The 22,083-nt window shown below is 61.8% G+C and carries 20 protein-coding genes; 8 read left to right on the forward strand and 12 right to left on the reverse strand.

Going from position 1 to position 22,083, the window contains the following annotated elements:
* Nucleotide 1 precedes the first annotated feature (1 nt).
* Genes RlegSU303_RS16785 through RlegSU303_RS16795 form a run of 3 tightly spaced genes read left to right on the forward strand, consistent with a single transcriptional unit; the run spans nt 2 to nt 3,553 of the window.
* Nucleotides 2-1,159 carry a PspA/IM30 family protein gene (locus RlegSU303_RS16785; protein WP_131645143.1) on the forward strand — a complete coding sequence of 386 codons (1,158 nt, stop codon included), beginning with the start codon at nt 2-4 and terminating at the stop codon, nt 1,157-1,159.
* A 4-nt stretch (nt 1,160-1,163) separates the two neighbouring features.
* Nucleotides 1,164-1,811, forward strand: coding sequence for an OB-fold-containig protein (locus RlegSU303_RS16790; protein ID WP_017961578.1), 648 nt, complete (start codon nt 1,164-1,166; stop codon nt 1,809-1,811).
* Nucleotides 1,808-3,553 (forward strand): flotillin family protein, encoded by a 1,746-nt coding sequence (locus RlegSU303_RS16795; RefSeq protein ID WP_017961579.1) that lies wholly within the window; start codon nt 1,808-1,810, stop codon nt 3,551-3,553. Before RlegSU303_RS16790 ends, RlegSU303_RS16795 begins: the two co-directional genes overlap by 4 nt.
* 135 nt (nt 3,554-3,688) lie before the next feature.
* On the opposite strand, the gene RlegSU303_RS16800 is transcribed toward RlegSU303_RS16795, so the two are convergent.
* From RlegSU303_RS16800 to RlegSU303_RS16835, 8 genes are all read right to left on the reverse strand, one after another.
* The gene (locus RlegSU303_RS16800) at nt 3,689-4,429 is read right to left on the reverse strand and encodes a metallophosphoesterase family protein (protein WP_131629733.1); all 741 of its coding nucleotides are present in this window, start codon (nt 4,427-4,429) and stop codon (nt 3,689-3,691) included.
* A 2-nt stretch (nt 4,430-4,431) separates the two neighbouring features.
* Nucleotides 4,432-4,788: a hydroxyisourate hydrolase gene (uraH, locus tag RlegSU303_RS16805; protein WP_017961581.1), complete on the reverse strand. Its 357-nt coding sequence runs from the start codon at nt 4,786-4,788 to the stop codon at nt 4,432-4,434.
* Entirely contained in the window at nt 4,785-5,306 is a 522-nt protein-coding gene (locus tag RlegSU303_RS16810; protein ID WP_017961582.1) for an ureidoglycolate lyase, read from the reverse strand. Before RlegSU303_RS16810 ends, uraH begins: the two co-directional genes overlap by 4 nt.
* Nucleotides 5,290-5,652: a HepT-like ribonuclease domain-containing protein gene (locus RlegSU303_RS16815; RefSeq protein ID WP_003541963.1), complete on the reverse strand. Its 363-nt coding sequence runs from the start codon at nt 5,650-5,652 to the stop codon at nt 5,290-5,292. Before RlegSU303_RS16815 ends, RlegSU303_RS16810 begins: the two co-directional genes overlap by 17 nt.
* The gene (uraD, locus tag RlegSU303_RS16820) at nt 5,649-6,149 is read right to left on the reverse strand and encodes a 2-oxo-4-hydroxy-4-carboxy-5-ureidoimidazoline decarboxylase (protein WP_094088788.1); all 501 of its coding nucleotides are present in this window, start codon (nt 6,147-6,149) and stop codon (nt 5,649-5,651) included. The genes RlegSU303_RS16815 and uraD overlap by 4 nt, the downstream gene beginning before the upstream one ends.
* The gene (gene puuE, locus RlegSU303_RS16825) at nt 6,149-7,072 is read right to left on the reverse strand and encodes an allantoinase PuuE (protein ID WP_017961584.1); all 924 of its coding nucleotides are present in this window, start codon (nt 7,070-7,072) and stop codon (nt 6,149-6,151) included. The genes uraD and puuE overlap by 1 nt, the downstream gene beginning before the upstream one ends.
* A gap of 115 nt (nt 7,073-7,187) precedes the next feature.
* Nucleotides 7,188-7,895: a DUF1045 domain-containing protein gene (locus RlegSU303_RS16830; RefSeq protein ID WP_017961585.1), complete on the reverse strand. Its 708-nt coding sequence runs from the start codon at nt 7,893-7,895 to the stop codon at nt 7,188-7,190.
* A gap of 114 nt (nt 7,896-8,009) precedes the next feature.
* A complete protein-coding gene (locus RlegSU303_RS16835; RefSeq protein WP_131629734.1) occupies nt 8,010-9,188 on the reverse strand; it encodes an NAD(P)/FAD-dependent oxidoreductase in 1,179 nt (392 codons plus the stop codon).
* Here RlegSU303_RS16835 and mnmD point away from each other — a divergent pair.
* Nucleotides 9,187-9,930: a tRNA (5-methylaminomethyl-2-thiouridine)(34)-methyltransferase MnmD gene (gene mnmD, locus RlegSU303_RS16840; protein ID WP_131619613.1), complete on the forward strand. Its 744-nt coding sequence runs from the start codon at nt 9,187-9,189 to the stop codon at nt 9,928-9,930. The two genes, RlegSU303_RS16835 and mnmD, sit on opposite strands and share 2 nt — an antisense overlap.
* On the opposite strand, the gene RlegSU303_RS16845 is transcribed toward mnmD, so the two are convergent.
* Nucleotides 9,924-13,313 (reverse strand): PAS domain-containing hybrid sensor histidine kinase/response regulator, encoded by a 3,390-nt coding sequence (locus RlegSU303_RS16845; protein ID WP_231283225.1) that lies wholly within the window; start codon nt 13,311-13,313, stop codon nt 9,924-9,926. The genes mnmD and RlegSU303_RS16845 overlap by 7 nt on opposite strands.
* Before the next feature lie 320 nt (nt 13,314-13,633).
* Between RlegSU303_RS16845 and RlegSU303_RS16850 the strand changes: the two genes are divergently transcribed.
* Nucleotides 13,634-13,933, forward strand: coding sequence for a hypothetical protein (locus tag RlegSU303_RS16850; RefSeq protein WP_027664025.1), 300 nt, complete (start codon nt 13,634-13,636; stop codon nt 13,931-13,933).
* Between the two features lie 126 nt (nt 13,934-14,059).
* Here RlegSU303_RS16850 and RlegSU303_RS16855 read toward each other — a convergent pair whose 3' ends face one another.
* Together RlegSU303_RS16855 and RlegSU303_RS16860 are read right to left on the reverse strand one after the other, a co-directional pair.
* Nucleotides 14,060-15,445, reverse strand: a complete 1,386-nt coding sequence (locus RlegSU303_RS16855) for an MFS transporter (RefSeq protein WP_077978989.1) — start codon at nt 15,443-15,445, stop codon at nt 14,060-14,062.
* A gap of 196 nt (nt 15,446-15,641) precedes the next feature.
* Nucleotides 15,642-16,589 carry a dihydrodipicolinate synthase family protein gene (locus tag RlegSU303_RS16860; protein WP_165505288.1) on the reverse strand — a complete coding sequence of 316 codons (948 nt, stop codon included), beginning with the start codon at nt 16,587-16,589 and terminating at the stop codon, nt 15,642-15,644.
* 161 nt (nt 16,590-16,750) lie between these two features.
* On the opposite strand from RlegSU303_RS16860, the gene RlegSU303_RS16865 reads away from it, so the two are divergent.
* The 3 genes from RlegSU303_RS16865 (at nt 16,751) to RlegSU303_RS16875 (ending at nt 21,030) form a co-directional block, all read left to right on the forward strand.
* Nucleotides 16,751-17,779: a LacI family DNA-binding transcriptional regulator gene (locus RlegSU303_RS16865; RefSeq protein WP_131719316.1), complete on the forward strand. Its 1,029-nt coding sequence runs from the start codon at nt 16,751-16,753 to the stop codon at nt 17,777-17,779.
* Nucleotides 17,780-17,934: 155 nt separating this feature from the next.
* Nucleotides 17,935-19,050 (forward strand): DNA alkylation repair protein, encoded by a 1,116-nt coding sequence (locus RlegSU303_RS16870; RefSeq protein WP_131719269.1) that lies wholly within the window; start codon nt 17,935-17,937, stop codon nt 19,048-19,050.
* Nucleotides 19,051-19,296: 246 nt separating this feature from the next.
* A complete protein-coding gene (locus tag RlegSU303_RS16875) occupies nt 19,297-21,030 on the forward strand; it encodes a DEAD/DEAH box helicase (RefSeq protein ID WP_017961594.1) in 1,734 nt (577 codons plus the stop codon).
* 54 nt (nt 21,031-21,084) lie between these two features.
* Here RlegSU303_RS16875 and RlegSU303_RS16880 read toward each other — a convergent pair whose 3' ends face one another.
* A complete protein-coding gene (locus RlegSU303_RS16880) occupies nt 21,085-21,984 on the reverse strand; it encodes a DMT family transporter (RefSeq protein ID WP_131719268.1) in 900 nt (299 codons plus the stop codon).
* Between the last annotated feature and the right edge of the window lie 99 nt (nt 21,985-22,083).

A 22,083-nucleotide genomic window follows, 5' to 3' on the forward strand; every position in this document is an offset into this window, starting at 1 on the left:
GGTGCTTTATGTTTTGCCTATGGCTACCACAGGCAAGACACCGCATCCATCGCTGCTGCGCTACACGCTGGCGCCTGACGACAGTGCCCGGCAGGCGCTGGACGACACCATTGCCGCCTATCTCGGGATGATCGAAATCCTGACCGGCCTCGTCTCCGACAGGACGGGCGCCAATCTCGTCGTGCTGCATGACCTTGCCTATGAAACCGTTCGCGAGCAGACGGGCTTGCCGGCAAGGCTGGTCACGCTCGGCCTTCGCGATTTCGCCGCCAATCGCGGCGTGACCGCCGATCCGCCGCATCTGCCGCTCGATGACAAGCTCTTCGCCATTAAAGGCCCCTCGGACCTGACGATCGCCACGGTGCACGGACGCGTTGCCGTGCCCTTCGATGTCGCGGGTTATTCACGGGGATGGGAGAGTATTTTTCCGGCCTACCTCGTTGCGGGCCAGGACCGTTACGAGATTCACATCGGCGTTACGCCGAATTCCGCTCGGATGGAGGAAAACATGACGAACGAAGGCATTCTCTCACGTATGGGCCGTCTGATCGCGGGCATCGCGAATGCGGCCATCGACAAGGCGGAAGGGGTCAACAAGATCGCCGTCATCGAACAGGCGATCCGCGAGATCGACGCGGCGGCGGATGAGGCCCGCACCGATCTCGGCAAGGCGCGCGCCGAGGAATATCGCATCCAGAGCCGCAGGGACGAAATTGTCGAAGACCTGAACGCGCTCGACCAGAAGATCCGCCTCGCTGTCTCCTCCGGGCGGGATGACCTGGCAAAGGCCGGCGTTGCCCGCCAGATCGATCTCGAATCCCAGATCGCAGCGCTCGATAAGGCGCTGGCCGATGCCAGGGAACAGGTGGACGAAGGCCAGAAAGCCTTGCAGGCCGTGCTCGCCACGCGCCGCGAGGCGGACGCTCGCCTTGCCGATTTCAAGCGCAGCATCGCCCGGCATCCCGAACAGGCAGCGACCGGTCACAGCCAGCCCGCACCGGGTGCAGATGCTGCCCGCGCAGCCGCAGCCGTCTCGCGGCTGACCGGAGTTCCCGCTGGCGAGCATGGCCACAGTTCCGAATTGGACGAACTCGACCGACTGCACCGCGAACAGGCAATCGAAGCCCGGCTCGCACGCTTCAAGGCGGATAACCGATAACGCGATGGCACTCCTTTTCTCCCCTGAATGTGCGCCCTTTGCCATCGCCGCAGCGATCCTTGTCGGCCTGACCGCGATTGAGATGCTCGCGATGGTCATGGGTTTTTCGATGACGGAATTTCTGGGAAAGCCGGAGGTTCATGGCCATGACGGCATCCTGGCTTACCTTTCCTGGCTCAATCTCGGCGGTGTTCCGCTGCTGATCCTCATGATGCTGACGCTCGGCTTCTTCGCGATGACGGGCTTTGCGTTGCAGGCGGTCGCCAATGCCTTCTGGGCGCCGCTGCCAAGCTTGATAGCCGTCATACCTGCCGCGCTCGCAACTATCCCCATGGTCAGGGCATCGAGCAGAACCGTGGCGCGGATCGTACCGCACGACGAAACCTATGCGGTCGATCTCGACGCCTTGCTCGGCCGGACAGCCGAGGTCTCGATCGGCCCGCTCGATCAGGGATTGCCGGGCCGCGTCCGCGTCAAGGATCAGCATGGAAACTGGCATGTGCTTCGAGCCCGAGCCGCCAAGGGCGAAGGTCCGCTCGCGATCGGCGCTTCGGTTCTTCTCGTCGATCACAAGGCAAATGTGTTTATCGCCATTCCCGCGCCGGTCGACCCCACCGGTTCGGACAATCAATCTTTGAGGGAGCAGCAATGATGTACGACGTTATACTACCAGCCGGCATTGGGATTGTTCTGATCTTCGGCATCGGTTTTGTCCTCGCCTCTCTTTACACGCGCTCCAGCCGCGATGAGGCCTATGTGCGCACCGGTCTCGGCGGCCAGAAGGTCGTGCTCGACGGCGGTTCGGTCGTCCTGCCGATCTTCCACTCGACCGCCCGGGTTAACCTGAAGACACTGCGGCTTGAGGTTCGCCGCGGCGAAGGCGATGCACTGATCACCAAGGACCGCATGCGCGTCGACATCGGCGCCGAATTCTATGTGCGCGTGAAACCCGATGCCTCCTCGATTGCGCTTGCAGCTCAGACGCTCGGCAACCGCACCAACGACGCCGAGGCTCTCCGCATCCTGATCGAGGCGAAATTCGTCGACGGCCTTCGCTCGGTGGCCGCCACGATGAACCTCGACGCGCTGCAGGAACAGCGCATGGATTTCGTCAAGGCCGTGCAGGAGGCTGTCGGCGCCGATCTCCAGTCGAACGGCCTCGAACTTGAATCCGTGTCGCTGACACGCCTCGACCAGACCGATATCAAGCATTTCAACGCCAACAACTTCTTCGACGCGCAGGGCCTAGCGGCATTGACCCGCATCACCGAGGGACGCAAGAAAGAGCGAAACGAGATCGTCCGCGACACCGAAGTCGCCATCGCCCAGAAAGATCTCGAGGCCCGCCAGCAATCGCTGACCATCGAGCGGACCAAGCGGGAAGCCGAACTCAGCCAGGAACGGGACATCGCCAACAAATCCGCGGCGACACGCGCTGAAACCGCGCAGCAGGAGCAGGCCGCAAAACGCGCCGAGGAGGAAGCCCGCATCGCTTCCGAACAGGCGATCGCCGAACGCGAGGCATCTGCCAAGCAGGCTCGCGAAAGCGCCAACATCGACGCCGCCCGCGCCGTCCAGCAACGCGAAACCGAGGCCAAGCGTGACCTCCAGATCGTGGCACAGGAAAGCGCCATCGCCGTTGCCAACAAGAGCCGGGAAGAATCCGAAGCGAAGGCGGCTGCGGAAACGGCCCGCGCGCTGGCGATAGCGGCAGAAGAAAAGGTCGGCACCGCCAAGGCGATCGAGATTGCCGAACGCGAAAAGCAGATTGCCGTCATCGACGCACGCAAGAAGGCCGAGACGGAAGCGACGGCCGTCACCGTCGGCGCCGAAGCCGAAAAGCAGGCGGCAAGCGACCAGGCCGAAGCCATCAAGACGCTCGCCACCGCCGAGGCGGATGCCGCGATCATCAAGGCCAAGGGCATTCTCGAAACCGGCAAAGCCGCGGCCGAGAGCGAGGCATTGCTCAACGACGCTCGCAACAAGTTGAGCTCTGCTATCATCGAGTTCGAGATCACCCGAGAACGGATCCGCATCATACCGCAGGCGCTCGCCGAAGCGGTCAAGCCGATCGAGAAGATCTCCGATATCAGGATATTCGACACCGGCGGCATGCTCGGCCGCGGAAACGGACCGGCCGGCGGAAACGGCATCGGGCTCGGCGAAGGACTGGCTGGCCAGCTCCTCTCCTACCAGGCGAACAAACCGATCCTCGACAAATTGCTGAAGGAAGCCGGCTTCGAGGGCGACGATGCCATCTCATCCCTTCTTGGAAATCTCGATGGCGCAAAACCGGCAAGACCGGCAACGCCCGCTGCAGCCCCGGCAAAGCCGGCAACTCCGACACAAACGATCATCCCTCCAGCACCGAAGCCGGCACCAAAGAAGGACTGATCGCCGCACAAGCGGGTCTGGACTAGAACAGGATGATTTTAGGCCGGTTCGGCCTAAAATCTGAATCCTGTTCTAAATTAAATAGTTAGAGCATGATGTCGCCCGAAAACCGCACACGTTTTTCGGCATCATGCTCTATCTCACCCAACCCGCTGCCAGCGCGCCTGCCCAGTCGGCACGGCCCCTTTCGGCGGCCAGTGCCGACGTCGCCATATGGTCATAGGCGACGGTTCGGAACTGCCATGTCCATCCGGCCGCCGCCTTTTCCAGAACGGCATAGCTCGCCAGCGGATGGCCGGCTTCCACCTTGTGGTAATAGGGCAGCTCGTCGTCATAGGCCGGGCAGCCGACGCTGCCTGGATTGACGATCAGGCGGCCATCGGAGAGGCGCACAGCGCGGGGGATGTGGCTGTGGCCGCAGAGGATCAGCGGCAGGTCGATGCCTTCGGCCAGCGCCTCGATCGCTTCGATCGGCTTCAGGAAGACGAAGCCCTCCGGCGACACCGATTCCAGCCAGTAGAGATTGTCGTCCTTCGGCGTCGCGTGGCAGAGATAGACCTCTTCGCGATAGATGGTATCGAACGGCAGGTTTCGGATCCAACCAAGTTGAGACGACGACAATTGGCCGTAGGCGGCCGCATCCGAAGCATGCATTGCCGCCGGGTCCTGTTCGATCAGATAGCGGTCGTGATTGCCACGGACCGACGTCAGGCTAAGCGGCATCAGCAAATCTGCCGTCTTGCCGGCCTCGAGCGGGCCGCTGAAGAAATCACCGAGATTGACGATCTCATTGATCTCCTGCGCACGAATATCCGCGAGCACCGCCTCAAGCGCCAGATGGTTGCCGTGAATGTCGGCGATTGCTGCAAAACGCATCTCTAGCTGCCTCGATAGGTGGAATAGCCATAGGGTGAAATCAGCAACGGCACATGGTAATGCGCCGAGACATCGGCAATGCCGAAGCGGATCGGCACGAGATCGAGGAAGGCGGGATGCGGCAGCGGCGTGCCGCTGGCCCTCAGATAATCGCCGGCGTGGAAGACCAGTTCATAGGTGCCGGTCCGAAAATTTTCGCCAATGAGGATGGGGCCGCCGTCAACCCGGCCGTCGGCATTGGTCTCCACCGTCTTCAGATGCCTGCGGATCTCGCCGTCAAGCTGGAAAAGATCGATCCTCAAGCCTTCGGCCGGCTTGCCGAGAGCGGTGTCGAGAACATGTGTGGTCAGTCCGGTCATGGGGCTGGCTCTTTGATGATATAAGGGGTTTCGAAGAAGTATTCTTCCAGATTATTGCCCGGCCCGTCACGATCGACGACCAGGAAATCTGAGGCTTGGCCGAGCGCCATCAGCGGATGATGCCAGACGTTGCGGCGATAGTTCACGCCCTGGTCGCCGCGCGCCAGAAACACCTGGGGCCTGCCCGGTCGGCCGTTCTCGTCCTCGGAGACGACGACGAGAAAAGGACGGCCCGAGACCGGCGAGAAACTCTGGCTGCCGAAAGGATGGCGCTCCATCATGGTGACTTCATAGGGGAAGTTGCGCGGCTGGCCGCGAAAGAGGTTGATGATGACGCGCGCACCCTCGCCCGTCGCCTCGGTGGCGGCGAGCGCATGGAAACGCTCCGTCGTGCCGCCATTGATGAGCCGCATCGAGGCGGGGTCGGCTTCGATCACCTCGCCGAAGGGAGCAAAGGCGGATCTCGCAAGCGGACGGATGTCGAGATGTGGGGGCAATCGCTCACTCACCTTCGGCATGCCAGTGACGGATGGCATCGATCGCGGAAAGAAGCTCCGGCAGCGTGCGATACGTCGCCTCCCAGATGTCGGAAGGATCGAGGTCGAAGACACCGTCGAGGATACGGTTGCCCGTGCCGCAGATTTTCGTCCACGGCAGATCGGGATGTTCGGTCGCAAATTCCGGATGAGTCACGAGCAGACGGGATGCCGCGGCACCGATGGTGAAGTGGCAAAAGGTGACCGCCTTGAAAGTGAGCTTGTCCCCGGCAAACGCCGCCCCATCCATTCCACCGACGAAAGACAGCGCTTCGGATGCCGCCTCATACATCTCATTGAGATAGTCGATCGCGCGCCGCTCGTTCATTCAGCCTCCGGCAGCATCGTCGTCAGGCGCAGCAGCGCGATCCGCTCGACTTGCGCCGTCGCGGTCGCAAATTCTTCGTCCCTGCCATTGCCGATCCGTGTTTCGAAGGCCGACAGGATATCGTCCTTGCCGAGCCCTCTGACGGCGATGATGAAGGGAAAGCCGAATTTTTCGACATAGGCCGAATTGAGTTCGGTGAAGCGGGCATGTTCGGCCGGGCTCAGGCGGTCGAGACCGGCGCCGGACTGCTCCTTCCGGCTGTCTTCAGTGAGTTCACCTGCTATCGCGAGGCGCCCGGCAAGGTCAGGATGGGCGCTGAGCACGCCGAGGCGCTCCTGCGGGCTTGCCGCCCGGAAGACAGCGGTTAGCGACGCATGCACGCCGGTCGCCGTCAGCGGCTCCGTCACGTGGCCGGTGTCATAGGCGCGCTCGGCGATGAAAGGCGAATGTTCAAAGACACCGCCGAAGCGGGAGACGAAATCCTCGCGCGACATCATCAGAGCGCTTCCGGCTGATGGTGCTTGTGCCAATGCTCGGCGATCTCGATGCGGCGCGGAATCCAGACCTTGTCATGCTTCAGCACATATTCGATGAAGCGCTTCAGCGCTGCCGCCCGGCCGGGACGTCCGACGAGGCGGCAATGCAAGCCGACCGACATCATCTTCGGGCTGCCCGCCTTGCCTTCCTCATAAAGCGTGTCGAAGGCGTCCTTCAGATAGGTGAAGAACTGATCGCCGGCATTGAAGCCCTGCGGCGTTGCAAAACGCATGTCGTTGGTTTCGAGCGTATAGGGGATGATCAGGAAGGGTTTCCCGTCGACGCCCTTCACCCAATAGGGCAGGTCATCGGCATAGGAATCGGAGGAATAGAGGAAACCGCCCTCCTCCTGCACCAGCCGAAGCGTATTGTCGGAAGGCTTGCCCTGATAGAGGCCATAGGGCCGCTCGCCGGTAAGCTCGGTGTGCAGGCGCACCGCTTCGAGGATATGTTTGCGCTCCAGATCCTCTGGAAAATCCTTGTATTCCAGCCAGCGGTAACCGTGGCTGGCGATCTCCCAGCCGGCCTCCTTCATTGCAGCGACGGCCTCGGGGTTGCGGGCCATCGCCAGTGTCACGCCGTAGACGGTTGCCTGCACCTTGAGATCGGTGAACATCCTCCAGAGCCGCCAGAAGCCGGCACGCGAACCATATTCGTAGATCGATTCCATGTTGAGGTTGCGCTGCCCTGGCCAGGCGGCCGCACCGACGATTTCCGACAACAGGTTTTCCGAAGCCGGATCGCCGTCGAGGATCGAGCTTTCGCCGCCCTCCTCGTAGTTGATGACGAACTGCACGGCGACGCGTGCCTCGTCCGGCCATTTCGGATCGGGCGTCAGACGCCCGTAACCGACGAGATTACGCGGATAAGTCTCGGATACCATCAAATCACCTTCTGAAAAGACGGGGAACGGTAGCATCCGCAGCCGGAATGTCGAGACGGAAACTGCTCCGCCGGATTTTGCCTTTACGGCACAAGCCTTTAGCTCATCAGCACCTTCAAGCGATTTTGCGCGCGCTGACCTTGCCCATCGGATGCAGCGAATGAACGCGGAAAGGACCGCCGGTGCCCTCTTCGATCATCAGGGCAATGTTGGAAACCATGACAGGTTCGCAGAGGACAGGCTCGAAGATCGTCCGCAACACCGGCTCGATGCGCGGCATGTCGATCGCGTTGACGGGGCCCGTCACCGGCATATGGAAGCGGAACTCCTCCATCACATAGGGATTGCCCCAGCGATGCAGATTGGAAAATTGCGTCGCCGACAGCCCGTCCGGATCGCTGCGTTCGATCTCGGCCTCGCTGAGCGGTGCGCGAAAACGATCGAATTCCTGCACGATCGCCGAGGCGAGATACTGGATCTGCTCGGAGGGAGTGCTCGGCAGCAGGCTGTAGAAATTGCCGAGCCGGGCGACTTCGATACGCGGAATCTGAAAGGGAACAAAGGTCCCGGAAAAACGCATAAGATCGCGCAGGAGTTGCGATTCGGGCATGTCGTGGGACAGATGAAAGGGCGCCTTCAAAACACCGTGAAAGCCGTAGCGCCGCGGCACGGCGGTATGGAAGGCGATCTCGTGAATACCGAGGCCACGAACTGCCGGAGGCTCCATCATATCGCCCGAAAACACGTTTCGGCCAAGCCAATTGGCGGCCACGAGCGACAACGGGTCGCTCGCCGGAGGCGTGAAGCAAATGGCATAGCGCATGCAATTTCCTCCATCAAGGAAGTGAGCGCCGTTCAGATCCGGCGCTGTCGATGCGCAAGCAGATAGGTGATTTGCATGACAGAATAACGAAACGCAGCGGCGTCTAATTCACGTTTAACGTGAAGCCGCCGCGATGTGGCTTGAAATTGCGAAGCTTTCCGGCAGCAAAAATCCGTGAGACTCATCGCCTGCGATACATATCGCCGCCTCCGCCAGCCGGTGGGCGAGGCCGAAGCTGACCTTGAAGCCGCCGGTGAGCGCGATCAGACGCCGGTGGTCGGGATGGCGGCCGATCATCGGATCCCGGTCGATCGCCTTCGGACGAAGCCCAGCCCAGCGCTCGACAACGGGGGCATCACGAAGGGTTGGCACGATGGTGCGCGCCGCCTCGATCAGCGCGTCGAGCTGGGCGTCGGTCGAGCTGGGATCGTCAAAACGGTTCTCGCTGGTGCTGCCGATTGCCGCGTGCCCGCCCTCGTGCGCGACGACATAGAGCCCGTCGAGAAAGATCGTCGGCAGGGCCGGGTCGATATCGGCTTTCAATAGTGCCGCCTGCCCCTTGACCGGCTGGCCGAGCGGCTGTTTCAGCCCCGGCGTCAGGCCCTGCAGCAACGGAAAGGACTGATGGCCGGCGGCCAGGATGCAGTGACTGAAAGCGATCGTTTCGCCGTTGATTTCGGCCGTGCCGCGATCAGGATCGAGGCCGGCAACCGTCGCTTGCTCCAGGATACGAACATGTTTCGCCCGCCGCAGGAAGGCGATAAGCGCTGCGATCAGCAAGCGGGGCGCAACGCGGGCGGCGAGCGTATCGTGCACGAAGCCGCTCTCACCGGCAGACGCCTCGATCCAGCCGTTGACCGGTGGCCTGTCGAGCACATGCCAGTGGAAGCGGCGCTCGCCCACCCGCCAGTGCTGTTCAGCGTCCTCGAAATGGCCGCGCGCTATTGTGTTGAGATGCGGCTTCGGCAGCGGGATCACCCGTCCAGACCTGTTATAACCGGCGGAAAGCCCGGTCTCGACTTCGAGCGCGGCGATCTCGGTTTCGAGCGAGACCAGCGCATCGAACTGAAACTGCTTCTTCTCCGACCACCGGTCCGGCATATGCGGCATCAGCGCGCCGAGCAGGCCGCCGCTTGCACCTTCGCCCAATCTGCCGGCGTCACTGATAAGAGTCCGGATGCCCCGGCGATCCGCATGGACGGCCGCCCAGAGACCCATGATGCCGCCGCCGACGATCAGCAATTCCGAGGACGATTGACGTGAGACCGGCGCAGGATTATCGGCTTTTTCCATGACAGACGTGACCCCCGATCAGATTGGCGCAGGCGCCCCGCAGCCGCTGGAATGGCGCGACGGCGATATGCCCTATTCGACAGCCTTTGGCGATCATTTTTATTGCCAGACCGACGGGCGGCTGGAATGCGGCCATGTTTTTCTCGCCGGCAACGGCCTGCCGGAGCGCTGGAACGGGCGGCAGAGATTCCGGATCGGAGAACTCGGATTCGGCACCGGCCTGAACTTCGCCGAAACCTGGCGGCAATGGAAGCTCCACCGTTCAGACGGCCAGTACCTGCATTTCACCTCCTTCGAACTCCACCCGATGCGCGGCGAAGAAATCGGCCGGGCGCTGTCGCACTGGCCGGAGATCGATGCCGAACGCGAGGCGCTGACGGCGGCGTGGCCGCAAGCGCCTGATGGCATCGTTGAGCTCGATCTCGATGCCCAGACGATGCTCAGCGTGGTCTGCGGCCATGCCTTGGAGGGCGTGGCCGCAGCCACGCCCGGTTTCGACGCCTGGTATCTCGACGGCTTCGCCCCGTCGCGCAACAGCGATATGTGGTCGGAGCAACTGATGCGGCTCGTCTGCGAGAAAAGCGCAGCCGGTGGCACCTTCGCCACCTATGCGGCGGCTGGCTTCGTGCGCCGCAACCTCATCGCCGCAGGCTTTGCCGTCGAGCGCCGCAAGGGCTTTGCCGGCAAGCGCGAAATGCTCTGCGGCGCCAAGGCGTCACCCGATCAGCGTACAGATCAGTAGCTGGTGCGCCCTGGCTGCTGCTCACTTGTTCCAAGCCACTGGCGGATTTTTTCCTCGAGCAGTTCGGGGCTGATCGGCTTCGACATGTAGTCGTCCATGCCGGCATCGAGGCAGAGTTCGCGGTCGCTTTCGAGCGCATGGGCGGTAACGCCGATGATCGGCACCCGGTGCCCCTGCCCCTTTTCCCGTTCGCGGATCGCCCGGGTCGCCTGATGGCCGTTCATGACGGGCATTGAGACGTCCATCATGATGATCCGCGGCGCATGCCGCTCCCAGGCGGCGACTGCTTCCTCGCCATTGTCGACGACGAGGAAGGAAAGACCCGTGCCTTGCAGGATCTGGGTGAAGACGATCTGGTTGACCTCGTTGTCCTCGGCAACGAGCACGTCGAAGAATTCAGCGGCTCGCTTCTGCGGCGCAGGCGCGGGCGCGGCCACTTCCGTCTGCAGCCGGGCAATCTCGGCCTCGGATGCCTGCTTGACGCGGCTGGCGCGCACCACCTCGACGACGGTGTTGCGCAGCACGTTGGCGCGCGCCGGCTTCATCAGATGCGCGTGGCCATTCAGCGCCGCGAATTCCTTTTCCGTGCCGGAAATATCCATCGACGTCAGGAAGATGATCGGCAGTTCGACGAAGCGGGGATCGGCTCGTAGCCGACGCGCGACATCGGCGCCGTTCATATCGGGCATGTGATAGTCGAGCACGACGGCATCGACGGTAATGCCGAGACCGGCCGCCGCCTCCAGAATCGCAAGTCCGGTGCCGCCGCCTTCGGCGGCCACGCCGTCGAAGCCCCAGAGAGACAGCTGTTCGGTGAGGATTCGCCGGTTCACCTCATTGTCGTCGACGACGAGGATGCGCGCACCCTGCACGTTGATCGGCAACGGCTTCGGCTCAAGGCGGGCAGCCGCCACCGCAAACGGCAGGTTGATGGTGAAGACGGAACCCTTTCCCCATTCGCTTTCGACGTTGAGATAACCGCCGAAAAGGTCGACGAGCCCGGCGGTGATCGCAAGACCAAGGCCGGTCCCCTCATGCCGCCGGGTCGACGAGGCGTCCACCTGCGAGAATTTATCAAAGACCGATTCGAGCTTCTCCGGCGGGATGCCGATGCCGGTATCCTCGATGCGGATGCACGCCATGATCTCGCCGCCGGCAGCCGGCTGGAAGCCGACATCGACGAAGACATGTCCGCGCTCGGTGAACTTGACGGCGTTGCCGACGAGATTGGTGACGATCTGGCGGAAACGCCCGGCGTCGCCGATCACGGCGGCGGGCAGATCGGGTGCGGCCCGCACCAGGAGTTCGATGTTCTTCTCGGCAGCGTGCGAGGACAAGAGTGTCGCCACATCCTCCACCGCTTCGGTAATATCGAACGCGGCCTTGCGCAGCTTCATCTGCCCGGCATCGATCTTCGAGAAGTCGAGGATATCGTTGATGATCGTCAGCAGCGCATTGCCCGACTTGACGATGATATCGACGAAGGTCTTCTGGCGCGTATCGAGGTTGGTCTTGGCAAGCAGTTCCGCCATCCCAAGCACGCCGTTCATCGGTGTGCGAATCTCATGGCTCATATTGGCGAGGAATTCGGATTTGGCGCGGTCGGCGGCTTCGGCGCGCGACAGCAGCTGGCGCAGTTCCTCCTCGCGGCTCTTGAGCTCGGTGACGTCGGTGAAGAGCGCCACCCAGTGCTGACCCTTGCTGACCGTCGCATCCATGTTCACCCAGCGCTCGCCGCCGACATGGAAGACTGTGGAAATCGGCAGCCTGGCCGCGATATTGTCGCGCCAGCCCTGCAGGATTTCGGCCGCCGCATCATGGAAATCGCCACGCGCCGCGCAAAATTCGAACATGCCAATCCAGCCCTCGCCAGGCTCGAGATAGGTAGCCGGAATCTGCAGGATGTCAGAAAGCGCCTCATTGGACATCTTGATAATGCCGTCCTGAACGATGGCTAGACCCTGCGGCATGGCATGCGTCGCGTCGCGCAACAACTCGCCGAGATGTTCCAGCGCGGCACGGGCCTCGTGGACTTCATTTTCCCGCTCACGCACGGCCGTAATGTCGGCATAGGTCAGCAGGATCCGGTCGTTTGAGATACGGCGGCTATCGAAGATGACGGATTTGCCGCCCGCCCAACCGAGCTCGATCGGCTCGGGCTCCTCGGTCTCGAACAGGTGCTTGCGGAAATCGTAGATCTCCTCGGGCGTCTGCGTGCCGTCGTAGCGACCGAGCTCATAATTGCGGCGGATGACGTCGATGAAGGGCCGGCCGTCGAAGGGATCGTCGAGTGGCAGCTCCCAGATGCCGTAGAACTCGTCGTTGACGTAGAGGATCCGGTGGTCGTTATCGAGGATCAGCACGCCGACCGGCAACGAGCGTAGGATATTCTCGATATCCCGGTGCAGCACCTCTTTGTGTTTCTGCGCCTCGATCAGCGCCTTCTCTCGTTCCTTGAGTGGCGAGATGTCCGAAAAGGAGCCGACGACATAGGGCCGACCATCCGCTGTCACGACGCGATTGACGCGCGAGAGGACGGAATAGATATGGCCGTCCTTGCTCGGCAGCAGGCTTTCGATCTCCTTCGACCTGCCTCCCTGCAACGCCAGCAGGTTTTCCTGGTAGATCGCCTCGCCCCCGTCCGGACCGAACATTTCGTGTTCGGTCATCCCAAGGACCCGGGAACGGCTATGGCCGCTGAAGGTCTCGTAATATTGATTGGCGTAGACGAGGCGATGCTTGTCATCGCGCACGAAGGCTGCGACCGGGAGGTCCTCCAGGATGGTCCGCAGCAGGTCGAGCTCATTGACGCTCTCGTGCCAGGCCGTGTCGCTGACAGCCGCAGGCTTTGCGCCGTTGCGATAGGCGGCGTTGACGACCAGTGGCCGGCCATCTTCGGCAAAGATGCCGATCGGCTGGTCGAGCTGTTCCAGCGCCTCGCGCACGCGGGCGAAATCGGCGGCGACACCGGTGTCGCTAGTCATCCGAGGGTCGCCAGCGATCCCAGGGTCGCCCATCGCCTGGCGCGTCGGTTCGCGCACTTCGAACATGCCGAGCACGTAGGCCCGATCCGGCGATGGTGAGAAGCTTTCGATCTGGATGCGTTCATGACTGAGGCCCGCCGCATCGAAGCAGATGGCGTTTTCCTCGGTGCCGAACACCAGCGCGCGGCGTTCCTTGTCCTCGCGTTCCTCTTCCTCGGGACGGTCGAGGAGTTCGCGGCTGCGCCTGCCGATGAAATCGGAGATCTCGCGGCCTAGAAAGCGGGCATAGGCCTCGTTGACGGCGATATAACGCAGCTCGCTGTTCTTGACATAGGCCGGGGTATCCAGATCAGCGATCCGGCGGCAAGCCAACTCCAGAAGTTCCCCGGCTGATTTCAAAAAATATCGCTCCCGTAATAAATGAAATATCGACTACAAAAACTATAACGCCAAGGCTTTTAACAAGGTTTTAACCATAAATTTCGACAGCCGAATTTTACGAGCCGGCTTACCAAGCTGAAGACATTTCGGGATTACCAGCCCCGGCTTGCACGAGACTGAAAGGTCGCCCGCGATAAATCCTTTCGACATCGGGGATCCGTTGAAATCATGACGAAAATTTAATGCCGAAACTGCTTGCGCGGCCATTGCGCCGCCGCGATCCGGGCCGAGTCTGCGGCATGGCTTTATGGAAGCCATGCCCATGAAAGGAAAATACCATGTCCGTTCTTCATAAGACCATGGCGACGGGCCTGATTGCGCTGACCTTTGCCGGCGCCTCGCTCGCCACCGCCACCACCGCCGATGCCCGTCCGCGCGATGCCTTCTGGGGCGGCCTTGCTGCCGGCGTCGTCGGCGGCGCGCTGCTGTCGGAGGCCGCCCGTCCCGCCTACCCGGCCTATCCCGCTTACCGCCCCTACCCCGTTTACCGGACCTATTACCGGCCGGACTATTGCCACTTCGAATGGTTGCACGACGATTGGGGCAATCCCTATCGCGTCAAAGTCTGCCAGCGATAACAGAAACCGCATCCGGCGCCGCTTGACCTCCCGGCGGCGCCGACCCAGTGCCCTCAGCGACGACCAAATGAAACTGGCGGATTTTCATCCGCCAGATCAAAGCCGATCAGACCGTATTTTCAACCGTTACGGAGAAAGTTCCTCCAGTACGCGGTCCTTGGTTTCTATCGCAAACAACATCGTGATGATTGCACCAACGATCAGAATGGCTGCGAAGCTCGCAAAGACATACTGGATGCCCATGGAAGACATCACCGTACCGACGAGGATCGGGCCGGCCGATGATCCCAGGCGAAGCCAGGCGCTGCCGGTTCCGGTTCCCAATGCCCTGAGGCGTGTCGGGTAGATCTCGGCAGAGTACAGGTAAAGGGAGAATGTGACGGTCTGGACGATCGCATAAGCGAGGCCGGCTAGAACCAAAACCTGGATGGGAGAGGTCGCGCCGAGCCATGCGAGAACCAGCAGCGGCAGGGGAGCGAGAAGCAGCGCCCCCGTGTACCAGCGCTTGCGTCCCACTTTGTCGATGAGCAGCGCACAGATGACAGCAGCAATCACGCCGCCGACCGACGTCAGGAAACCATAGAAGATGCTGGTTTGAAGCGGCAGGTTGAAGACCTGTCGATACAGGGTCGGCAGCCAGGTGATCGTACCGTTGGCAACCGTATAGGCGGTAAACCACATGGCCCAGATGGAAAGCGTCCTCTTCAAGTAGACGCCCTGGAAGAGTTCGCGCCAGTCCGACTTGCGGTGGACCGGCGCCTGGATGAGCTTCGGTTCGGGCAATTCCTTGCCGGCCGCACGAGCACTTTCTTCCATGCGGGTGACGATAGCGTTTGCTTCGCCATAGCGGCCGTTGGCAGCTAACCAACGCGGTGATTCCTTGAGGAACCAGCGCAGAGGAACCATGATGATTGCGGGAACGAGACCGACGACGAACATCGCCTTCCAGCCGTAAACCGGTACCATGAAGTAGCCGATCAGCCCGGCGCCGACGAGGCCCAGCAGGAACATGACCTCATAGAGGAGGAAGAACTTGCCGCGCCCCTTCGACCCGATCAACTCATTGATATAGGCGCTGGCGACCGGAACCTCGCCGCCGGTGCCGATCCCCTGGACGAAACGGAAGGCCATCATCATGCCGGCCCCGGCAGCAAACAGGCATGCGACATCCATGCTGACGAAGAGCAGGATGGTGAATAGGAGAACTTTCAGCCGGCCGATCTTCTCGGCGAGCCAGCCAAACAGGATCGCACCGATCAACTGTCCCAGATAGCCCATCGACAGGATCATGCCGGTCTGTGAGGGCGTCAGGCCCCACTCGCGAACAAGGACGGGCATGGCATAAGCGATGGCGATGACCGTGTAGCCGTCGAAGAACGTTGCGGCGCCGACAATATTGCGCGCCCAGAATACCTCGCGGGTGATGGGAAGGCGCTCCAGACGAGCGCTGATTTCGGCCTGATGATCAGCGACATTCGCCGTCTCAGCCGGCATAGGCTGCATGACATTCATTGGTTCCTCCTTCTCGCCCCGTGGCCTACCACTCTCCCGGCCAGGGGCGCTCCTGCTTGATGATTGCTACTGCGCGTCAGTTCGTCCTGTCGGAGCAATGGCCTTCAAAGACGTTCAAGTCTGCCTCGGCGGTTTCCATGGTTTCCTCCTCCTTTCGAAATGCGCCCCCGCGACCTGCGCAGGGGCGTCAAAGAGGTCACTCGGCAGCCAGCATCTGGCCAACGCGGCCAATACCGGCGGCGTCGAAGGCAGCAAAGATCTCTGCTTCGGCCTTTTCGCCAAGGTTCTTCAGCGGCTCGCGGATCGTAGCGTGGTCAAGGATACCGCGGTGCACGAGGCCGAGTTTCAGGGCCACGGTGCCTTCCATATGAGAGCCGCGATGATAGACGGCACGCGTCACCGGAAGAAGGCGCTCGAAGATCTTGCGCGCTTCCGGATAGTCCTGCGCCTTGCCAGCTTTGATCAGGTCGATCAGCAGCTCGGGCGCGATATTGCCATAACCGACGAGCAGACCGTCGACATCGAACATGGTTGGCAGCAGCCATTCATCATGGCAGCTCAGAACCTGCAGCTTTGGATTGGCTTTCTTCAGCTCCGGAATTTCGACATACCAGCGCTTCATATTGCGCACGCCGTTCTTGGTGGCGACGACGCCTTCCTGTGTGGCAATCGCAAGCTGTGTATCCAGATCGTATGATGCCTTGGTGGCGTCGGGATACTGGAACAGGATGCACTGGAGGCCAGACTCCTGCCAGATTGCCTTGTAGCGATCCTGAGGCGCTCCTTTCTGAAAGCCGAAACGCAGCCAGCCGTGGTTCGGATAGACGAGCGCGCCGGTGGCACCAGCCGCCTTGCATTTCCTGGCCTCTTCAGCGGCGACCCTCGTGCCTTCACCAGTAATCCCGGCAATGATCGGAACGGCACCGTCGACCGCTTCGACATAAGTGCGGATGAGAGCAAGGCGCTCCTCTTCCGTGAGGAAGGTGCCCTCGCCGGCATGGCCGAGGATGACGAGGCTTTTGACGCCTTCCATCGAGACCAGCCATTTGGCGAGTTTGGCGTTGGCTTTGTGATCAACTTCACCGTCGCGGGTGAAAGCGGTAACGGGGGCCGGGCTCAACCCGCGCATATCCATCGGTTGCATATTGGTCTCCTCCTTCGTGCGATCGCGATTGGCTCGTGATCGGTATAGGATCGTTTACGGGAACGTTCCCACTATCGTTCTCGAATTCTCTGGAGTCAATATCTTTTTTGAGGCATGCTGGAGAGCGGCGGCTTAATGTCGACTCGAATGGACAAGGCTCAATGAATTCAAAGACGGATGAAGTTCCGGGGCAGACCCGCGTCACTATTCACGGCGTCGCTGCCGCAGCCGGTGTCTCCAAGTCTACCGTGTCCCGCATTCTCGACGAAAGGCTTCCGCGATCCGACAGCGAGACCGCGCGTCGCGTGCGCAAGGTTGCCGAAGAGCTGGGATACGTTCGGGACATTTCCGCAGCGAGCCTGAGGCGCGGCAACACAATGACAATCGGGGTGATCGTACCCAGGCTGACAGATACGGTCATGGCCATGCTTTATGAAGCACTGGCCAAGGCCTGCAGCCGTAGTGGCCGCTTCGCGATCGTCGCAACGACCGACGACAAGCCAAAGGCGGACCGGCTTGCGGCCGAGTCTCTGCTGAAGCGCGGTGTCGATGGACTGATTCTTTCGACGGCGCGGGAAGACGATGACTTTCCGGACGAGCTGGCAAAACGCGGTATTCCCTATGTCCTGGCGCTCAGGACGGATGGCCACAGCCTCTCGTCGGTCGGCGACGACAGGCTCGGCGGGTACCTCGCGGCCCGCCATCTCCTCGATCTCGGCCATCGCAAGATTGGTGTCATTGCCGGTCCATCCTATGCCTCCAGTTCGCGAGGCCGCGTGGAGGGTTTCCGCCACGCCTTGCAAGAAGCTGGATTGAATGCAGATCCCTCATACATCATTCCCTCGACATTCGGCATCGAGTCCGGTGCGGTAGCCGTCGAAACCCTAATGCACCTTAGTCCGCGCCCAACCGCTATTTTCGCCGTCAACGACAATACCGCCATAGGCGCCTTGTCGGGACTGACGAAACTTGGCCTTTCCGTGCCGCAGGACATCTCGATCGTAGGCTACAACGACATTCCGATTGTCAGCCACCTCCCCACGCCGCTGACGACGTTGCGGGTGCCGTTCGAGCAAATTGCGTCAAACGCCCTTGATCTTCTTGCCGGTGACAACAGCCCTGCCGACGAGCGTATTCGGATCTCGGCCCCAACCCTTATTCCAAGGAAATCGACGGCACCGGTACGCTAAAGCTCGCGCTACACGCACACCCCCACTATCTGCACACGATTGCTCGAGTGGGTGCGATCACTCTATTCTCCGATAGCAAATCGCCAGATGTTTCGCAGACCATGCTGCCTTTATGCGGCCGGCATGCGGCGGTCGCATAAAGAGGAAGGACCAGCATGCCGGAACCGCTCAAGAACTTGCTGCATGAAACATTGGTCGCCGATATGGCCGATCGCATTGCCGCCAACGCGCCGATCTTCGACAGAAACCGCTTCGTGATGCTGGCGACCGACGGCCTCGGAGCGCTGGAGCTGATGGAGCGCTCGGCCCTGATCCGTAACGCGCTGTTTGCCACCCTTCCCGGTGATTTCCGGGAGGCCGCAGCCATTCTGAAGGCGAGCCTGCCTGCCGCCGACAGGCCGGGGCTCTCCGGCTGGATGCTGCTGCCGGTCAATCAGTTCATCGCCGCACGCGGCCCCGATCATTTTGATCTCGGTCTCGATCTCCTGAAGGCGCTGACGCCGCATTTCACAGCCGAATACGGCATCCGTCCCTTTATCCACCGCGACCAGCAGCGCGCGCTGGCCATCATTTCCGGCTGGCTCGACGATCCCGATCAGCATGTGCGCCGGCTGGCGAGCGAGGGAACGCGGCCGCGCCTGCCCTGGGCGATGCGTCTGCCGCAGCTCGTGAAGAATCCGGCGCCTATCCTGCCCATTCTGACCGCGCTGATGGATGATCCGGAGGATTATGTGCGCCGCTCCGTGGCCAACAGCCTGAACGACGTCGCCAAGGACCATCCGGATCTGGTCGCCGCCTTCATCGCCAGTCATATCGAAGGCGCTTCGCCCGAACGCCGGTGGGTGCTGAAACATGCCTCGCGCACGCTGCTGAAGAACGGCCACGCACAGGCGCTCGCCAATTTCGGCTTCGCCGCCAGCGATTCGCTCGAGTGCGAACTGCGGCTCGTAAACGCCGAGGTGATGTTCGGCGAAGGGCTGGATTTCGAAATCCGCGTGACGAATGCAGGCGAGCGAGCGCAGTCGCTGATGATCGACTACGCCGTTCACCATGTGAAGAGCGACGGTTCGCTCTCACCCAAGGTCTTCAAGTGCAAGGCGATAATGCTCGCTCCGGGGCAAAGCCATACAATTGAGCGTCGCCACGCCATGCGGCCGATCACGACGCGGCGCTATTATCCAGGCGAACATCGCATCGCCATCCTCGTCAACGGCGCAGAAACCGCATCGCAAAGCTTCGTCCTCGTCATGCCCTCACCTGACCAAGGCTGAGGCTTTCTTGTGCACCGCACTTGACTTTCCACGCGAACTAGCCCAAATGCGGGTCAGCTTTCACCCTTCCGGCCGCCGCGTGAGCGTGCCCCTGCTGAAAAATACAGATGCAGGAAGAAGGGACAAAAGCGCATTTCGATAGAGCGCCGCACTCCCATGAGCGGCCAGAAGCGCTGGAAAGCTTTTTCCAACTCACAAGTTCCCACTTCACGCGGGGTTCTTGACGCCAGAATGAAACCGGATCGCATGGTGCGTTCCGGCGATAGTCATTGTGGCGCCCCGAAAGGTTATACCTTGACTAATTTTGAATCGCTTGGTGTCTCCAAGCCGATCGTCGCTACTTTGTTCCAGCTCGGCATCGAAACGCCGACGCCGATCCAGGAACATGCCATTCCTCTCCTCCTTGAAGGCCGCGACCTGATCGGCCTTGCCCAGACCGGCACTGGCAAGACGGCTGCTTTCGGCCTGCCGCTGATCGAAAAGCTGCTTGCCGACGAACGGCGCCCCGACAACCGCACGACGCGCACGCTGATCCTTGCGCCGACCCGCGAACTGGTGAACCAGATCGCCGAGAGCCTGAAGAAGTTCATCCGCAAGTCGTCGCTGCGCATCAATGTCGTCGTCGGCGGCGTCTCGATCAACAAGCAGCAGCTTCAGCTTGAAAAGGGCACCGACATTCTCGTCGCCACGCCCGGCCGCCTGCTCGACCTCATCAATCGCCGCGCGATCACGCTGACTGCGGTTCGCTATCTCGTGCTCGACGAAGCTGATCAGATGCTCGACCTCGGCTTCGTGCATGATCTTCGCAAGATCGCCAAGATGGTGCCGAAAAAGCGCCAGACCATGCTCTTCTCGGCCACCATGCCGAAGGCGATTGCCGATCTCGCCGGCGAATATCTCGTCGATCCCGTCAAGGTCGAAGTCACGCCTCCAGGTAAGGCTGCCGACAAGGTCGAGCAGTACGTTCATTTCGTCGCCGGCAAGAACGACAAGACGGAGCTGCTCCGCAAGTCGCTGACCGAAAACCCCGATGGCCGCGCCATGGTCTTCCTGCGCACCAAGCACGGTGCCGAGAAGCTGATGAAGCATCTCGAAAACATCGGCTATTCCGTCGCCTCGATCCACGGCAACAAGAGCCAGGGTCAGCGCGAGCGGGCGCTGAAGGCCTTCCGCGACGGCAGCATCAAGACGCTGATCGCCACCGACGTCGCCGCCCGCGGCATCGACATTCCGGCCGTCAGCCACGTCTACAACTACGACCTGCCTGAAGTGCCTGACGCCTATGTCCATCGCATCGGCCGTACGGCGCGTGCCGGTCGCGACGGTATCGCCATCGCCTTCTGCGCCCCTGACGAAGCCAAACTGCTGCGTGATATCGAACGCCTGATGGGCATCGACATCACTGTCGCAAGCGGCGAAGCGCCGGCAAACGTCAGCGGCGGACCCCGTCGCGCCAACGGCAACGGCAACAACCGCAATCGCAATGGCGGCCAGGGTCGCGAAGGCCAGGGTCGTGGCGAAGGCCGTGGCGACCAGAACCGCTCCGAGCATCGCGGCAGCCGTCAGGAACGCCGCCCGCGCCGCGAAGGTGAAGGCAGCGAAGTCCGCGCCAGCGGCGAGGAGCGTCGTCCGCGTCCGGAGCGCCCGACCAGCCGCAACGAGGACTTCCGCGGTCAGCGCCGCGGTGAAGCGACCCCGGATCTCGGCCCCGACAACGATCTGGCCTCGACCTCCGATTTCCGCGCCTCTGCAAAGCCGCAGCGTCCGGCCCATCACGGCGCCCATGCCAACGGTGAGCCGAGCGGTCATCACCGCGGCAACAGCCGCCATGCCCACGGCCGCCCGGCCCGCAAGCATGGCGAGGACCGCGGCCCGCAGCAGGCCCAGGCCGGCGAACCGCGCCGCGACGGCAACAGTGGCAACCGTCGCGGTGGCTCCGGCTCCCGCAGCGGTGGCGGCCAGCGCCGCGAACGCGCCTGATCGCCGAACGATTGAAAAGCAGAAAGGCCGGGGATATCTCCGGCCTTTTTATTATCACGCCTCCGCAGGCCTTTGCTCGCTGAACGCCTTGCGGTTCGTGAGATAGACGCCTGTCACGACGACCACGGTGCCGACGATCAGCGGCAGGGTCAGCGGTTCCCCGAAGGCGATGAAGGCTTCGAGAGCAACCGCCGGCGGCATCAGGTACATCAGCGAGGCGGCGCGTGACACCTGACCCCGGCGGATCAGATAGAGCAGCAGTCCGACGCCGCCCATCGACAGGCCGAAGACCGACCAGGCCAGCGCGCCATAGGCCTGCGCAGCGCCGTCGAAATGCTGATGCTCGAAGATCAGCGAAAGCGGCAGGGTGAGGATCAGCGCGCCGATATATTGCAAAGTCGCGATGGTTCTGAGGTCGCCGGATTGCAGGTGTTTCTTCTGATAGAGCGTGCCGTAGGTGACGGACGCCATGGCGACGAGGTTGATCGCCAGCGGCAGGGCGGCATGCGTGAGGTCGGCGGTCGCCGGATCGAGCAGCTTCGGCGAAATGGCGATGGCAATGCCGATGAAGCCGAGGGCAAGGCCGAGTTTCTGAGCCTGCTGCAGCCGCTCGCCGATGAGGAAGGGAGCGGCGATCGCCGTCAACAGCGGCTGCAGCGCCGCGATGATGCCCGATATGCCGGCCGGCACGCCATTGGCGATCGCCCACCAGAGACCGGCGAGATAGAAACCATGCAGGAAGAAGCCGGAATAGACGGCGCGCAGCGCCGTCCCCCGGCTCGGCCATTGCGCCTGCACCACAAGGCAGAGCGCCAAGAAGGCCGCCGCCGACAGCGCGTAGCGTATCGAAAGAAAGGTGAAGGGTTCGGAATGCAGCGAGGCGTATTTCGCCACCACCCAGCCCGTGGACCAGAGCAGGACGAAGACGGCGGGGGCTAGGCGATCGAGGGACATGGAGCGGCTCGGGAGAGAAGAGGTTGCCGTGCTGATAGCCCCACCCAGCCGTCGCCGTCAAAGGCGAAGCGTTGATGCTTATCTGAAATTTCGCTGATG

The sequence above is a fragment of the Rhizobium sp. SU303 genome, assembly GCF_021052345.1.
Taxonomy (GTDB): Bacteria; Pseudomonadota; Alphaproteobacteria; order Rhizobiales; family Rhizobiaceae; genus Rhizobium; species Rhizobium laguerreae.

Coding starts and splice junctions, on each gene's coding strand:
- RlegSU303_RS16790 (WP_017961578.1), top strand. CDS start 1,164: ATGGCACTCCTTTTCTCCCCTGAATGTGCGCCCTTTGCCATCGCCGCA.
- RlegSU303_RS16795 (WP_017961579.1), top strand. CDS start 1,808: ATGATGTACGACGTTATACTACCAGCCGGCATTGGGATTGTTCTGATC.
- RlegSU303_RS16800 (WP_131629733.1), bottom strand. CDS start 4,429: ATGCGTTTTGCAGCAATCGCCGACATTCACGGCAACCATCTGGCGCTT.
- uraH (WP_017961581.1), bottom strand. CDS start 4,788: ATGACCGGACTGACCACACATGTTCTCGACACCGCTCTCGGCAAGCCG.
- RlegSU303_RS16810 (WP_017961582.1), bottom strand. CDS start 5,306: ATGCCGAAGGTGAGTGAGCGATTGCCCCCACATCTCGACATCCGTCCG.
- RlegSU303_RS16815 (WP_003541963.1), bottom strand. CDS start 5,652: ATGAACGAGCGGCGCGCGATCGACTATCTCAATGAGATGTATGAGGCG.
- uraD (WP_094088788.1), bottom strand. CDS start 6,149: ATGATGTCGCGCGAGGATTTCGTCTCCCGCTTCGGCGGTGTCTTTGAA.
- puuE (WP_017961584.1), bottom strand. CDS start 7,072: ATGGTATCCGAGACTTATCCGCGTAATCTCGTCGGTTACGGGCGTCTG.
- RlegSU303_RS16830 (WP_017961585.1), bottom strand. CDS start 7,895: ATGCGCTATGCCATTTGCTTCACGCCTCCGGCGAGCGACCCGTTGTCG.
- mnmD (WP_131619613.1), top strand. CDS start 9,187: ATGACAGACGTGACCCCCGATCAGATTGGCGCAGGCGCCCCGCAGCCG.
- RlegSU303_RS16835 (WP_131629734.1), bottom strand. CDS start 9,188: ATGGAAAAAGCCGATAATCCTGCGCCGGTCTCACGTCAATCGTCCTCG.
- RlegSU303_RS16850 (WP_027664025.1), top strand. CDS start 13,634: ATGTCCGTTCTTCATAAGACCATGGCGACGGGCCTGATTGCGCTGACC.
- RlegSU303_RS16855 (WP_077978989.1), bottom strand. CDS start 15,445: ATGAATGTCATGCAGCCTATGCCGGCTGAGACGGCGAATGTCGCTGAT.
- RlegSU303_RS16860 (WP_165505288.1), bottom strand. CDS start 16,589: ATGCAACCGATGGATATGCGCGGGTTGAGCCCGGCCCCCGTTACCGCT.
- RlegSU303_RS16865 (WP_131719316.1), top strand. CDS start 16,751: ATGAATTCAAAGACGGATGAAGTTCCGGGGCAGACCCGCGTCACTATT.
- RlegSU303_RS16870 (WP_131719269.1), top strand. CDS start 17,935: ATGCCGGAACCGCTCAAGAACTTGCTGCATGAAACATTGGTCGCCGAT.
- RlegSU303_RS16875 (WP_017961594.1), top strand. CDS start 19,297: ATGGTGCGTTCCGGCGATAGTCATTGTGGCGCCCCGAAAGGTTATACC.
- RlegSU303_RS16880 (WP_131719268.1), bottom strand. CDS start 21,984: ATGTCCCTCGATCGCCTAGCCCCCGCCGTCTTCGTCCTGCTCTGGTCC.